The sequence below is a fragment of the Neorhizobium petrolearium genome (assembly GCF_017873175.1).
Classification (GTDB): Bacteria; Pseudomonadota; Alphaproteobacteria; order Rhizobiales; family Rhizobiaceae; genus Neorhizobium; species Neorhizobium petrolearium.
On the sequence record NZ_JAGGJW010000008.1, the window covers coordinates 63,782 to 77,114 of the forward strand.

At 61.3% G+C, this 13,333-nt stretch carries 12 protein-coding genes and 1 pseudogene; 7 read left to right on the forward strand and 6 right to left on the reverse strand.

The features are described from left to right. Positions 1–65 precede the first annotated feature (65 nt). The 6 genes and pseudogenes from J2046_RS16395 (at position 66) to ppa (ending at position 7,173) form a co-directional block, all read left to right on the forward strand. Positions 66–1,182: pseudogene (locus tag J2046_RS16395) on the forward strand (ABC transporter ATP-binding protein). Next, positions 1,175–2,134, forward strand: coding sequence for an ABC transporter substrate-binding protein (locus J2046_RS16400; protein ID WP_210053556.1), 960 nt, complete (start codon positions 1,175–1,177; stop codon positions 2,132–2,134). Before J2046_RS16395 ends, J2046_RS16400 begins: the two are co-directional and overlap by 8 nt. 11 nt (positions 2,135–2,145) lie before the next feature. After that, positions 2,146–3,828, forward strand: coding sequence for an ABC transporter permease (locus J2046_RS16405; protein ID WP_210053558.1), 1,683 nt, complete (start codon positions 2,146–2,148; stop codon positions 3,826–3,828). Between the two features lie 132 nt (positions 3,829–3,960). Beyond that, on the forward strand, positions 3,961–5,778 hold the full coding sequence (gene typA, locus J2046_RS16410) for a translational GTPase TypA (protein ID WP_210053560.1): 1,818 nt from the start codon (positions 3,961–3,963) through the stop codon (positions 5,776–5,778). 200 nt (positions 5,779–5,978) lie between these two features. Then, positions 5,979–6,485 (forward strand): GNAT family N-acetyltransferase, encoded by a 507-nt coding sequence (locus tag J2046_RS16415; RefSeq protein ID WP_210053563.1) that lies wholly within the window; start codon positions 5,979–5,981, stop codon positions 6,483–6,485. Between the two features lie 151 nt (positions 6,486–6,636). Then, on the forward strand, positions 6,637–7,173 hold the full coding sequence (ppa, locus tag J2046_RS16420; RefSeq protein ID WP_037156746.1) for an inorganic diphosphatase: 537 nt from the start codon (positions 6,637–6,639) through the stop codon (positions 7,171–7,173). 10 nt (positions 7,174–7,183) lie between these two features. On the opposite strand, the gene J2046_RS16425 is transcribed toward ppa, so the two are convergent. Together J2046_RS16425 and J2046_RS16430 are read right to left on the reverse strand one after the other, a co-directional pair. Then, positions 7,184–7,495, reverse strand: a complete 312-nt coding sequence (locus J2046_RS16425; protein ID WP_411828509.1) for a DUF167 domain-containing protein — start codon at positions 7,493–7,495, stop codon at positions 7,184–7,186. Next, positions 7,492–7,782, reverse strand: coding sequence for a YggT family protein (locus J2046_RS16430; RefSeq protein ID WP_210053567.1), 291 nt, complete (start codon positions 7,780–7,782; stop codon positions 7,492–7,494). Before J2046_RS16430 ends, J2046_RS16425 begins: the two co-directional genes overlap by 4 nt. A gap of 141 nt (positions 7,783–7,923) precedes the next feature. Between J2046_RS16430 and J2046_RS16435 the strand changes: the two genes are divergently transcribed. After that, positions 7,924–9,159: an MFS transporter gene (locus J2046_RS16435; protein WP_210053568.1), complete on the forward strand. Its 1,236-nt coding sequence runs from the start codon at positions 7,924–7,926 to the stop codon at positions 9,157–9,159. A gap of 3 nt (positions 9,160–9,162) precedes the next feature. On the opposite strand, the gene J2046_RS16440 is transcribed toward J2046_RS16435, so the two are convergent. Genes J2046_RS16440 through J2046_RS16455 form a run of 4 tightly spaced genes read right to left on the reverse strand, consistent with a single transcriptional unit; the run spans position 9,163 to position 13,321 of the window. Further along, positions 9,163–9,927 carry a glutamine amidotransferase gene (locus J2046_RS16440; RefSeq protein ID WP_411828512.1) on the reverse strand — a complete coding sequence of 255 codons (765 nt, stop codon included), beginning with the start codon at positions 9,925–9,927 and terminating at the stop codon, positions 9,163–9,165. Between the two features lie 17 nt (positions 9,928–9,944). Beyond that, complete coding sequence (locus J2046_RS16445; RefSeq protein ID WP_037156756.1) at positions 9,945–10,424, reverse strand: tellurite resistance TerB family protein; 480 nt, start codon at positions 10,422–10,424, stop codon at positions 9,945–9,947. A 21-nt stretch (positions 10,425–10,445) separates the two neighbouring features. Beyond that, positions 10,446–12,065, reverse strand: coding sequence for a heme biosynthesis protein HemY (locus J2046_RS16450; RefSeq protein WP_210053572.1), 1,620 nt, complete (start codon positions 12,063–12,065; stop codon positions 10,446–10,448). 8 nt (positions 12,066–12,073) lie between these two features. After that, entirely contained in the window at positions 12,074–13,321 is a 1,248-nt protein-coding gene (locus tag J2046_RS16455; RefSeq protein WP_210053575.1) for a COG4223 family protein, read from the reverse strand. Positions 13,322–13,333 lie beyond the last annotated feature (12 nt).

Here is a 13,333-nt window from a genome sequence, read left to right on the forward strand (position 1 = left end):
CTGTCACATGACTGTCATGGAACCTTAATATGCAACCGGCATCGCCCTCATTGATGCCGGCCCCCATGACGTCTCATCTCTCAGCGACCGATGCTGCCGTCTCGACGGCCGCGCTGGAATTGCATTATGGCGCGACGCCGGTGCTGAAAGGCATCGACATTTCGCTTTCCAAAGGGAAAACGCTGGCACTGCTTGGCCCTTCCGGTTGCGGCAAGACGACCTTGCTGCGGCTGGTCGCCGGATTGCTGGCACCAACCAGGGGCTCTGTCGCGATTGCCGGCCAGGTCGTCGCGGATGCCGCGACCGGCAGTTTCGCGCCGCCCGAGAAGCGCAATCTCGGCATGGTCTTCCAGGATTACGCGCTCTGGCCGCATCTGACGGTCGGCGGCAATGTCTCTTTTCCGCTCGAAATGCGTGGCATCGGCAGGGCGGAGCGACAAAGCCGAACGATGCGGGCACTCGAACGCGTGGGCCTCGCCGCCTATGCCGACCGCCGGCCAAGCGATCTTTCGGGCGGCCAGCAGCAGCGGGTGGCGATTGCCCGCGCCATCGTCGCCGAACCGCAGCTCATTCTTTTCGATGAGCCTCTTTCAAACCTCGATCGCGAACTGCGAGAGAACATGGTCGGCGAGCTTGCCGAACTGATCGCGACTCTCGGATTGACGGCCATCTATGTCACGCATGACCACAGCGAAGCGTTGACGCTTGCCGACGATGTTGCCGTCATGCGCGGTGGCCTGATCGAGCAGCTCGCCTCTCCGGATGAACTGGTCGAGCGGCCGGCATCGCCGGAAGTGGCGGACTTCCTGCGGCTCGGCGGCATTGCCGATCTCGAATACCGGGACGGGCTCTGGTTCTTCAAAGGCAGTGATGTGGCATTGCATCCGGGATGCCGGCCGCGCCGGCGCGGCCTCTCGCGTCCTGATCCCCGTTGCCTCCATCACGCCGGGAGAGATAGCGCCGGGCTGTCTGGCGGCGACCGTGTTGCGTTCGCAATTTCGCGGCGACGGACACCTCGCGACCGTTTCGCTCGCCGGGCTCGCTAAAGTCGAATTGCAGCTGTTGAGCCGTGTCAAGCTGAGGCCGGGAGACGGTATCGGCCTTTCGATCGATCCGGACCAGCTCCGCTGGTTCGGCAATAAAGTTCATTCATCCAAAGAGGAGAATTTGGAACATGCTTAAGTTATTGAAGAGCATTACTTTCGGCGTCGTCGCTACGGCGTTGACGGCAGGCGTCGCCCATGCCGACATTACAGTCTACACCGCGGGTCCGCAGAGCCTCATCGACAAGCTGTCGGCCGGCTTCACCAAAGAGACCGGCATCAAGGTCAACGTCTTCCAGGCCACGACCGGCAAAGTGATGGCGCGTATCGAGGCGGAAGCTTCCAACCCGGTCGTCGACGTTCTGATTTCCGCGTCCTGGGACACGGCCACCGACTTCGCCAAGCGCGGCTGGCTGCTTGCCTATACCAGCCCGAACGCCGCGAAGGTGCCAGACTTCCTGAAGACCGACACGGCCGTTGCCCAGGGCATCTCGGCGCTCGGTATCGCCTGGAACACCAAGAGCGGTACGCCGAAGCCGTCCGAATGGGCGGACCTTACCAAGTCGGAATACAAGGATCTCGTCAACATTCCGGACCCCGCTCAATCCGGTTCCGCCTTCGAACTCGACGCGGCTCTCGCAAACCAGGACGAATTCAAACTCTTCAAGGACCTGAAGGCCAATGGCGCGATTATCGCCGGCGCCAATGCTGAAGCCCTGAACCCCGTCCTGCAGGGCGCCAAAGCCGCCGTCTTCGGTGCCGTCGACTACATCACTTTTGCCGCCAAGGCCAAAGGCGAGAGTGTCGATGTGATCTTTCCGGTTTCCGGCACGGTGATCGCGCCGCGTCCGGCTATGGTCCTCAACTGGTCCAAGCATCAGGACGAGGCCAGGAAGTTCATCGACTACATGCTCTCCGACGAGGGGCAGAAGATGGTTGCCGACACGAAGCTCATGCCGGCCCGCACCGATATTCCCGCCGACAGGCCGCTGATCAGCGACCTGAAGCTGCTGAAGTATGATACCACCGACGTCTACGGCAAGCGCAAGGAAACGCTGGCTGAAATCACCAAGATCTACGGTGGCAAGTAAGGAACGGTCGGATGAAGGTGAACGGCGGCATCGGCGGCGCGGCTCCGGTTGCCTGGCTCGCAATCGCGGGACTGATCGTCATCGTCGCCATTCCCTTCATTGCCGTGGCGCTGCAGGGAATTTTCCCCTATCTCGGACAGGGCTCGTTCGCGGGCCCTTTCTCCTCCTTCATCGCGACGTTGGGTGACGGTGCGCTGATCGGCATGGCCGCAAATACCGTGCTGCTCGGTGGTTGCGTGGTGCTTGCTTCGGCACTGATTGCCGTTCCTCTCGGGGTTTTCCGGGCACTCTACCGCATCCCCTTGGCACCGGTCTGGGATGTGTTGTTGCTCGTGCCCTTCATGATCCCGCCTTATATTGCGACGCTTGGCTGGATCATGACCTTGCAGCCGCGGGGATACCTGCAGCAGCTTGCAGGCTTCAATCTCGCGCCCTTCCTTTTCTCGCTGTTCGGCATGACGCTGGTCATGACGTTCAACACGTTTCCGGTCGTCTATTTCGCGGTGTCGCGCACCGTTGAGGCGGTGGGAGCTCGCTATGCGGATGTCGGCCGGGTGTTCGGCGCAACGCCGGCTCGCGCTTTCTGGCGGATCACGCTGCCGCTTTCGGCGCCCGGGCTCGCCGCGAGTCTCATGCTCGTTTTCGCCGCGGCCATCGAGGAATACGGCACGCCGGCGGCGCTTGGTCGGCGCGCCGGTTTCCAGGTGCTCGTGACGGGCATCGATCTCAGGATCACCGATTGGCCGATCGATTTACCGGGCGCGGCACTCCTGTCGATCCTGCTTGTCGCCATGTCGCTGGTGACGTTCCTGGCGCAGCGTTGGATTCTCGCGCGGCGCTCGTATCAGACGGTCGGCGGCAAGCCGACGGCGAAGGACAAGCGCCCGCTTGGGGCGCTGAAAATCCCCGTCATGATCGCATTTGCCGTCGTGGCGTTCCTGGCGACGGGCGTGCCGCTTCTCGCAATCCTGTCAACGGCGCTGTCACGGACCATTTCCGGCGGACTGGCGCTAGACAATATCAGTTTCGACAACTTCGAATCCGTCTTCAGCAACAGCGCCGGTGCGCTGGTGGCTCTCGCCAACAGCTTCTCGCTTGGCATCGGCACGGCGTTGATCACCGGCCTTATCGGCGTGATGGCCGCCTATACGGTGGTGAAGACGAAGATTCCGGGCCGTATGACCATCGATATCATGACCATCCTGCCGAATGCCCTGCCGGGCATCGTTGTGGCTGTGGGCCTGATCCTCGCCTGGAACATGCCCTGGCTGCCGGCGACGCCCTACAACACCGCCTTCATCCTGCTGCTCGCTTATTGCTGCATCCTGTTGCCACAGCCGGTGCGCTATACGACGGCGGCATTCCAGCAGATCGGCGATAATCTGGAGGCGGCGGCGCGCGTCTTCGGCGCGAGCAGTTTTACGGCCTTCCGCCGCATCCTTCTGCCGCTCGTCTTCCCGAGCCTCGCTTCCGCCATGCTGCTCGTCTTTGCGCTCGCCTCGCGCGAACTGGTCGCCTCTGTTGTCGTCGCCCCGGTCGGCATGCAGACGATTGCGACCTTCATCTGGCGGCAATTCGAGCAGGGTTCGATCGGGCTCGGGATGGCCATGGCCTTCATTGCCATCCTGATCACCACCCTTCTGCCGCTTCTTCTGCTGACGCTCCTGAGGCGCAGCGGCCTCGTGGCGGAGTAACCGTGTTCGCCGCCCTTAATTGCAATTGTAACCGCATCCCCTTTCGCGAATGCGAAAAAAAGGATATGAGCCCGCCAACGAAATTTGGCGCGTCCTCCCGTTCATCGCGCCGCAGCCTCAGAGATCTTGAATATGGCACTTCGCAACATCGCGATCATCGCGCACGTTGACCATGGGAAAACGACCCTGGTTGACGAACTTCTGAAACAGTCCGGCTCGTTCCGTGAAAACCAGCGCGTCGCCGAACGCGTTATGGATTCGAACGATCTGGAAAAGGAACGCGGCATCACCATTCTCGCCAAGGCAACTTCGGTTGAATGGAAGGGTGTCCGTATCAATATCGTCGACACGCCCGGCCACGCCGACTTCGGCGGTGAGGTCGAGCGTATCCTCTCGATGGTGGATGGAGCGATCGTCCTCGTCGATGCGTCCGAAGGCCCTATGCCGCAGACCAAGTTCGTGGTCGGCAAGGCGCTGAAGGTCGGCCTTCGCCCGATTGTCGCGATCAACAAGATCGACCGCCCGGACGGCCGCCATGAAGAAGTCATCAACGAGGTTTTCGACCTGTTCGCCAATCTCGATGCGACCGACGAGCAGCTCGATTTCCCGATCCTGTACGGTTCCGGTCGTGACGGCTGGATGAACTACAATCCGGAAGGCCCGAAGGACGAAGGTCTCGCGCCGCTGCTGGACCTGGTTCTGAAGCATGTTCCGGGGCCGACGGTCGAAGAAGGTCCGTTCCGGATGATCGGTACCATCCTTGAAGCCAACCCCTTCCTCGGTCGCATCATCACCGGCCGCATCGCTTCCGGGTCGATCAAGCCGAACCAAAGCGTCAAGGTTCTCGGCCAGGACGGCAAATTGATCGAAACCGGTCGCATTTCCAAGATTCTTGCCTTCCGCGGGATTGAGCGTCAGCCGATCGAGGATGCACAGGCAGGCGACATCGTTGCGATCGCCGGCCTCTCCAAAGGCACCGTGGCCGATACTTTCTGTGACCCCTCGGTCACGGAAGCCATGAAGGCCCAGCCGATCGATCCGCCGACCGTAACGATGTCCTTCATCGTCAACGATTCACCGCTCGCCGGCACGGAAGGCGACAAGGTAACCTCGCGCGTCATCCGCGACCGCCTTTTCAAGGAGGCGGAAGGCAATGTGGCGCTGAAGATCGAGGAAGCCGAAGGCAAGGATTCGTTCTTCGTCTCCGGCCGCGGCGAATTGCAGCTTGCCGTCCTGATCGAGACCATGCGTCGGGAGGGTTTCGAACTGGCCGTATCGCGTCCGCGCGTCGTCATGCACAAGGACGAATCCGGCAACCTCATGGAGCCGATCGAAGAAGTCGTCATCGATGTGGATGAGGAGCATTCGGGCGTCGTCGTGCAGAAGATGTCCGAGCGCAAGGCCGAGATGGTCGAGCTGCGGCCTTCGGGCGGCAACCGTCTGCGCCTGCGTTTCTATGCTCCCACCCGCGGCCTGATCGGCTACCAATCGGAACTGCTGACCGATACGCGCGGCACGGCGATCATGAACCGTTTGTTCCATGATTATCAGCCTTACAAGGGACCGATCGGCGGCCGCGTCAATGGCGTGCTTCTGTCGAACGGTTCCGGTGAAGCCGTGGCTTATGCCATGTTCAATCTGGAAGATCGCGGTCCGATGATCATCGAACCGGGCGAAAAGGTCTACCAGGGCATGATCATCGGCATTCACAGCCGCGACAACGACCTGGAAGTGAACGTGCTGAAGGGCAAGCAGCTCACCAACATCCGCGCCGCCGGCAAGGACGAGGCGGTGAAGCTCACTCCGCCGATCCGCATGACCCTCGACCGCGCGCTCTCCTGGATCCAGGACGACGAGCTGATGGAAGTGACTCCGAAATCGATCCGTCTGCGCAAGATGTATCTCGATCCGAATGATCGCAAGCGCTACGAAAAGTCCAAGATCGCTTGATTTCATAGCTGTTTGAACCTTCCAGAGCCCCGGCAGCGATGCCGGGGTTTTTTCTGTGTCTTCGCAGCGGCTAGACTTGTGACAAAGGTTAAAAACACGTTAACGTCTTCTTGTCGTCCACATGAAAGGTCTGTGGGCAAATCGCCCTACACCCAATGGTGAAATGGCGGATGGACCACGACAGGGCTTAAAGTAGCGTTATGAAAACGTTGTCGATCGATGTCCGCCGGGCGGAACCGGAAGACGCAAGAGCCATCTCGGAGGCGCACCGTGAGGCATGGACTCAGGCTTATGCCGGGCTCATTCCTTACAAGCCGCTGACGCAGATGCTGGAGCGCCGGGGCGAAGCCTGGTGGCGCAAGGCTACACGTGGTCCCGCAACGCTGCTAGTCCTTGATGTCGCCGGTGCCATTGCCGGTTATGCGACAATCGGGCTGAACCGGGCACGCGCCCTGCCCTATGACGGCGAGGTTTACGAAATCTACCTGCGGCCCGAATTCCAGGGGATCGGGCTTGGGAGACGCCTGTTTGGCGAGAGCCGGCGGTTGCTGAGATCGCTTGGCTGCGAAGGCCTCGTGGTCTGGTGCCTCGAAGACAGCGAGCATGCGGCGAGTTTCTTCCGCCGGCATGGCGGAGCGGATGTCGCTGAAGGCATGGAGGATTTCGACGGCACGCAGCTTCGCAAGATCGGCTTCGTCTGGCCCTGATCAGCCGCACTACTGCCACTTTCTTAATTTTAGTGATTTCTAATTTTATAGCTGGTGCCGGGAGTTAACAATCCTCCCAAAGCCTTGTTGCTTTGCAGCATGATTCCCGCTATCGACGGATACCTTTGTCGAACCTGACCCGAGGAAAAGAATGCGTATCGATGCGATTTCCGTTGGCAAGAATCCGCCAGACGACGTCAACGTCATTGTCGAGGTGCCGGTAGGCGGCCATCCGATCAAATACGAGATGGACAAGGAAGCCGGTGCGCTTATTGTCGACCGTTTCCTCTACACGCCGATGACCTATCCGGGTAACTACGGCTTCGTGCCGCACACGCTGTCGGAAGACGGCGATCCGATCGACGTCCTCATCTGCAATACCCGCCCGCTGGTTCCGGGCTGCGTCATCAACGTCCGGCCGATCGGTGTCATGGTGATGGAAGACGATGGCGGCAAGGACGAGAAGATTCTCGCCGTGCCGGTGCCGAAGCTGACACGCCGCTATGACAAGATAGCCAACTATTCGGATCTGCCGGAAATCACGCTGAAGCAGATCGAGCACTTTTTCGAGCACTACAAGGATCTCGAGCCCGGCAAGTGGGTGAAGATCGGCGGCTGGCAGGATGTCGGCGTCGCGAAGAAGCTGATCCTCGAGGCCGTCGATCGTTTCAATGCGCAGAAGAAGTAAGCTGTCAGGCTTATAGAAACTTCCTGAATTTCTCTTCCAGATCCTCCGGGTCTCCGTCGATCCGGAGGATTTTTTTGCGCGCAGTCTCGCCGGAAATGATCGAAATGGAGGATTTGGGAAGCCGGAACGTGTCGGCGATCAACAGGATCAGCGCCTTGTTGGCCTTGCCGTCCTCGGGAACCGCCGTGACGCGCGCCTTCAGGAAAGCCTCACCGTCGGCCGCGATCTCAACGCCTTCGACAACATTGCGATTTGCATTCGGCATCAGCCGGATTGCAAGCCTCAGGTGATCGGGATGCCTGCTGCAGGAGGTATTGTTCACGCGAGCAGCGGATAGATCGACGTCCACATCAGCGAACGGATGAAGAAGATGATCAGGAGCAGGATCACCGGGGAAATATCGATGCCGCCGAGATCGGGCATGAAGCGGCGGATCGGGCGGAGCGCCGGCTCGGTCACGTTGTAGAGGAAGCGGCCGATCGCGTCCACGAACTGGTTTCGTGAATTGATGACATTGAAGGCATAGAGCCACGAGAAGATGGCGCTGGCGATCAGCACCCAAGTGTAAAGGTTCAAGGCCAAATCGATGGTCTGAAACAGGGCGAGCATTCACGTCTCCATTTCGTTATTGACAGACATGTAGACATTGGCGAACTAACGGGCAAGTGCCGCACTTGGGCCTCATCCAAATCATGTTTAACGGGGGACGGGGACGATACTGCTTTCCGGCTCCGCTGAAAGTGCTATTAAATGTCGATTTCCGCCTCGGGCGATCGGTTCGCCGCCTTCCGGCATTCATCCTATACGCGGTTTTTCTTCGCCCGCTTTCTTTCCGCCTTTTCGATCCAGATCGTCAGCGTCGCGGTTGGATGGCAAATGTACGACGAGACGCGCAATGCGCTCTATCTCGGCCTGATCGGGCTTTTCCAGTTCCTGCCGTCCTTGCTCCTGATCCTTGTCACCGGCTCGGTGGCCGATCGCTATAATCGCCGCGCCATCGTCGCCATCTGCATGGTGGTCGGAGCGCTCTGCGCCGGCGCTTTGTTGGCGCTGACCGTCACGCACACTTTTACACCCTGGCTGGTTTTCGCGATTCTGATCGTTTTCGGCATCGAACGCGCCTTCATGGGGCCGGCGGTGCAATCGCTCGGGCCGAATCTCGTGCCGGAAGAGGATCTGCCGAATGCGGTTGCCTGGAACTCCTCTTCCTGGCAGACGGCAGCGATCCTCGGCCCCGTGGTTGGCGGCCTGCTTTACGGCGCCAGTGCAGTCGCGGCCTACACCGTTGCCTTGGCCTTCCTGGTGCTGGCAGGCCTTTTCGTTTTCCTGATACCGAAACCGGCACAGAGGCGTGCCGCCAACAAGGTGAGCTGGGAGGAGATTCTTGCCGGCTTCCGCTTCATTTCCAGCGAAAAAATCGTGCTCGGTGCGATCTCGCTCGATCTCTTCGCGGTCCTGCTCGGCGGCGCGGTGGCGCTGATGCCAATCTTCGCGCGCGATATCCTGGAACTCGGCCCCTGGGGTCTCGGCATGCTGCGGGCAGCTCCGGGAGTTGGAGCGATCGTGGTGGCAATATATCTCGCCTTCCATCCGATCCGTCATAAGGCGGGCCTTGCCATGTTCATCGGCGTCGGGCTTTTCGGCGTCGGCACTCTGATGTTTGGCCTGTCGGTAACGCCCTGGCTTTCCATCTCGGCGCTCATGCTGATGGGGGCGTCCGACATGATCTCGGTCTATGTTCGCGAGACCCTGATCGCGCTTTGGACGCCTGACGAGGTCCGAGGCCGCGTCAATGCCGTCAACATGGTTTTCGTCGGGGCGTCGAACGAGCTCGGGGAATTCCGCGCGGGCACCATGGCCTCGATCTTCGGCGCCGTGCCGGCTGTGGTCATCGGCGGCGTCGGCACGCTTGCGGTTGCGATCATCTGGTCGCTCAGTTTCCCGAGACTCCGCAAGATCGACAGCCTGGAAGCACCGATGCGATAGGATTCAGCCGGTCTGCAGGGCCGGCTGGCGCACCGGCTTGCTCTTTCCCTCCGATGCAGCCGGACGATCGAAGACGATATCGAGGAAGTTCCAGAGCCATTCCTTCAACGGCGCGTCGAAGATCATCCGGCCCTCGAGATGCTCGCGGCCCTGCTGGGCGTTCGGCATGATGAAGCGATGTTCTCCATGCACGACCCAGCGCTGCATCATGGCGCGCGTCAGTTCCGCATGGAACTGCAGGCCCCAGGCGTTCTCGCCGTAGCGGATCGCCTGGTTCGGATAGGCATCACCTTCGGCCAAAAGCTGGACGCCGTGCGGAACGTCGAAACCTTCGCGGTGGAAATGGTAGACCATTTGAGGCCAGTGCGTCAGCAGGCGACCGTGCTCCGTCGGGCGCAAGGGATACCAGCCGATTTCGGTGAGACCGTCCTTGTCCGGCCCGACGCTGCCACCGAGGTGCCGGATCATCATCTGAGCGCCGAGACAGATACCAAGATAAGGCTTGTTTTCCTTGAGCGGCACGCCGATCCAGTTGATTTCGGTTTTCACGAAAGGGTCAGGATCGTTGGCACTCATCGGCCCGCCGAAGATCACGGCACCGGAATGGCCTGCCATGGTTTCGGGCAGGGGATCGCCCAGGACGGGGCGACGGATATCGAGCGGAAAACCCTTGTCGATCAGCATCTGGCCCACGCGGCCTGAGGAGGAGCGCTCCTGGTGCAGCACGATCAGCACGGGGAGCTTTCCGGTACGACGGGAAGGAAGCATCAGCATCTTGTATACCCTCAGTCTCCTCCCTGATCTCCTCCCGTTGCGCGCATCGCCGCCTGCTGGCGCTGCAGAACCCTGTCCCGCGCCGAGACGCCCAGAAGATCGGCGATCCTCCAGATCACGTGATCTTCGATCTCGCTTCGCTGACCGTCCGCATAGACGATATCCCAAAGAATGCCGAGGAGCTCGACACGATCGTTCTCGTCGACGAGATATCGTCTAAGATCGGAAGTAAAACGATAATAGTCAACCGCCTCGCTGCCGGCCTGATGACCAATCTCGATCAGCGCCTTCAGTCGTTCCTCGCTGAGGTCGTAGCGCTCGCGCAGCAGGTTGCGGAACTTCTGCTGCTCCTCCTCCGAGACGTTGCCATCGGCTTCCATGACCTGGAAGCAGAGCGCGACGAAAGCGACCCGAGGATCGTCCGGCGCGAATTCCTGTGAGTGGTGCGGTGATGTGAGAGTGTGGAGAAAGGCCTGAATGCGGTCCAACATCTATATTCAGGCCCTCGCTTTCTAAAAGAGCCGGAGCCTTGTCGGAGGCTGCGCGGCATCAGGATCTTTCACACCCGGATCATCTGGCGGACGGCCGAAAAAGGGAACCGGCTCCTCCTCACTTTCCGGCGATTTTCCAGCCTTTGAGGTCACATTCCCGGGAGCTGGTGTTTTTGCTGCAACAGCGATTTCTGTCTGCGGGGACTTTGCAGGTTCCGAGGAAGGGGAAACCGGTACGATGATCGGCTTGGACGGCTGTTCCACTCCTGTTTCCGGCCTGATTGCGGAAACAGGAGGCAGGCTGGCTATGGCTTCCTCAGCGGCGAGTGATCCTTCCTCGATCGGTCCTTCGAGCTGGCCGAACGGCGCCTTCCATTCGAATGCATCGAGCCGGCCGGTCACCGGCGAAAGCGGCAGCCACTTTTCCGAGACGAAGCCATCCGTGACCCAGGCGGGATCCCGCGGCGCCCGCAGCGCCTGCGCCATCCAGTGGCGAACACGTCCCTGATCTCCGGTCTCCGCCTCCTCGATATCGGCCAGCAGCAGATAGGCGGCCTCGCGGGAGTCCATGCGAGCGGCAGCCTCTGCCTTGGCGCGCGCCTTCCGGAATTCATGCGCGTCGAGCGCGGCCTGGGCCACGGCCAGAAGGGACTCGACATTGTTCGGGCGGAGTGCTTCCAACTTCTCGGCACGCTTCAGGCGATCAGTCGTGCTGTCGCCGCTGCGGGCGCGGACATAGGCGCGGGCAATGTCCGGATGCGGCCCGAGCTTCCAGACGCCTTCGAGAACAGTGGCAGCCTTGCGGACATTATCCTCGCGCAGCCAGGCCTTGGCGGCGATAACGGCGGCCGGCACGAGATCCTTGGCAAGCTTCAGGGCCGCCATGGCGTCGTCGCGGGCGCCTTTCGGGTCGCCCTCCAGCCGGTCGTCGGCCTTGGCGGTCAGCAGCACGGCCTTCCAGCGGTCGGCCTGGTTCTTGTCGATGACGCTTGCCGCGCGTTGCTGATCCAGCAGGCGGATCGCATCCTCCCACCGGCCGGCCTGGCTGCGGGATTCCAGCGTTGCCTGCGCCGCCCAGGGCAGGTAGGGAGCGTGTTCCACGGCCTTTTCGGCATATTGCCGTGCGGCCTCGTTGGCTCCCAACCTGCGGGCTTCCATGTAAAGGCCGCGCAGGCCGAGTTCGCGGGTCTCCGGATCCTCGGCCATCTGCTCGAATTTCTGGCGCGCCTCGTCATGCTTGCCCTCGATGAGGGCGGTCTGGGCTTCGAGGAGGTGGATCAGTGGCTCCTGGTCGGCGCGCAGAAGGCCGCGGGTGCGGACACTCATCTTGCGGGCTAGCAACGCATTGCCCGCGCCGGCGGCGATCAGTCCCGTCGAAAGCGCCTGATAGCCGCGGTCGCGCTTGCGGGCGCGGAAATAGCGGCGGACGGAATAGGGCGAGGTCCAGATGACGCCGACGATCCACCAGAGAATCATCGCGGCTGCGACAAGCGCGACGACCATGGTGGCGGCAACCATGATGCTCGTCTCGATCAGGTGGTCCTGCCAGGTGATGGAGATGAGACCCGGGCGATCGGCAAGCCAGGAGAAACCCCAGCCAAGGGCCAGCACGACAACGAGGAAAATGAGAAGTCTGATCATCTAGGGCCTCAGCCTTGAGTGCCGGCGACGGCGCGCGTCAACGTTCCGCCCACGAGATTTTCCACCTGAATGCGAGCATCGAGCTTCTGCTTGAAATCGCGCGAGACCACCTTTGCCGGCTCCGGCAGCGCGTCCCATTCGCGGGCGGAGGCCTGGAGGTTGCCGTTGCGCAGTCCTTCTTCCAGGCGGGCGACAATCGCCTCCGGTGTATCTCCCTGGACATCTCCGACGCGCCGCACCTTGACCACGGATATCGCCGATGACAGAAGCCGGTCGACGATGCCCTGGTTCGGGTCCGGCTGGACGACGGCTTCCAGCATGGCATCGGCCATGCGTGGAAACTCGCGCTGCAGGTCGGCGCGGGAGGGTACTCCGCCCGCGGCAAATTTCTGGAGATCGGCAACCGCAGGATCATCGCCGGCAACGCTCGCAAAGGTCTGGAGTTCGGTCTCGAACGACCCGCCGCGATCGATGGCCGCCTTCAAAGCCGCGGCGGCAATGGCGCGTGCAATTTGTTGTTCCGGGCCACGGTCATTGAGCCGGGTTTCAATTTCCTTGACCCGGTCTTCGACAGCCAGTCCGTTGCTTGCCGTCGATTCGATTGCCGAGCGCAGTGTGTCGACATCCGTCTTCATCGCGGCAAGCGCCTGTTCGGACACGCCGCCGACTGGAGCATTTGCCGAAGCTTCAAGGGCCGCGACGCGATCGGCAAGCGCCGTATCCGCAGCCGGCGAGGCCGGCCTGTCGCGAAGTGCCGCAACTTCCTGCCGCAGTTCTGCAAGTTCCGACGAGACGGGGGTCATGTCGACGGCCGGCGCACGTGTTTCCGCTGGCAGATAGCCGGCATATTGCATGCTGCCGGCAAGGGCGAGTGCCACGATGCCGCCGAAAATTCCGGCCGCGACGAGGGTCGATGTGGCGGGGCTGGTGTGGGGATGCGGTGCAGGCGCCGGTTCCGGTTCCGGGGCTACGGTTGCGGATTTCGGCTCTTCCGGAATTTCGTCATCCTCGACGATCGGGGAACCCTCGGTGGCGGAGGGCGGCGCGACGGGTTCGTCCGTAATGTCGCCCTTTGCTTCCTGGGGCTCCACCGGTGTTTCCGAAGCTTCCGCGACCTGTTCAGCGGGCGTCACCGGTTCGTCGGTATCGTTACTGCGGACCGGCTCCGCGACTACATCCGATTCCTCGGCCGTCAGATCGATCGTGACCGGTTCTTTTTCTGCCTTCGACCGGCGGGGTGGTTTTTCCGATACCATCTCGACCTCTTT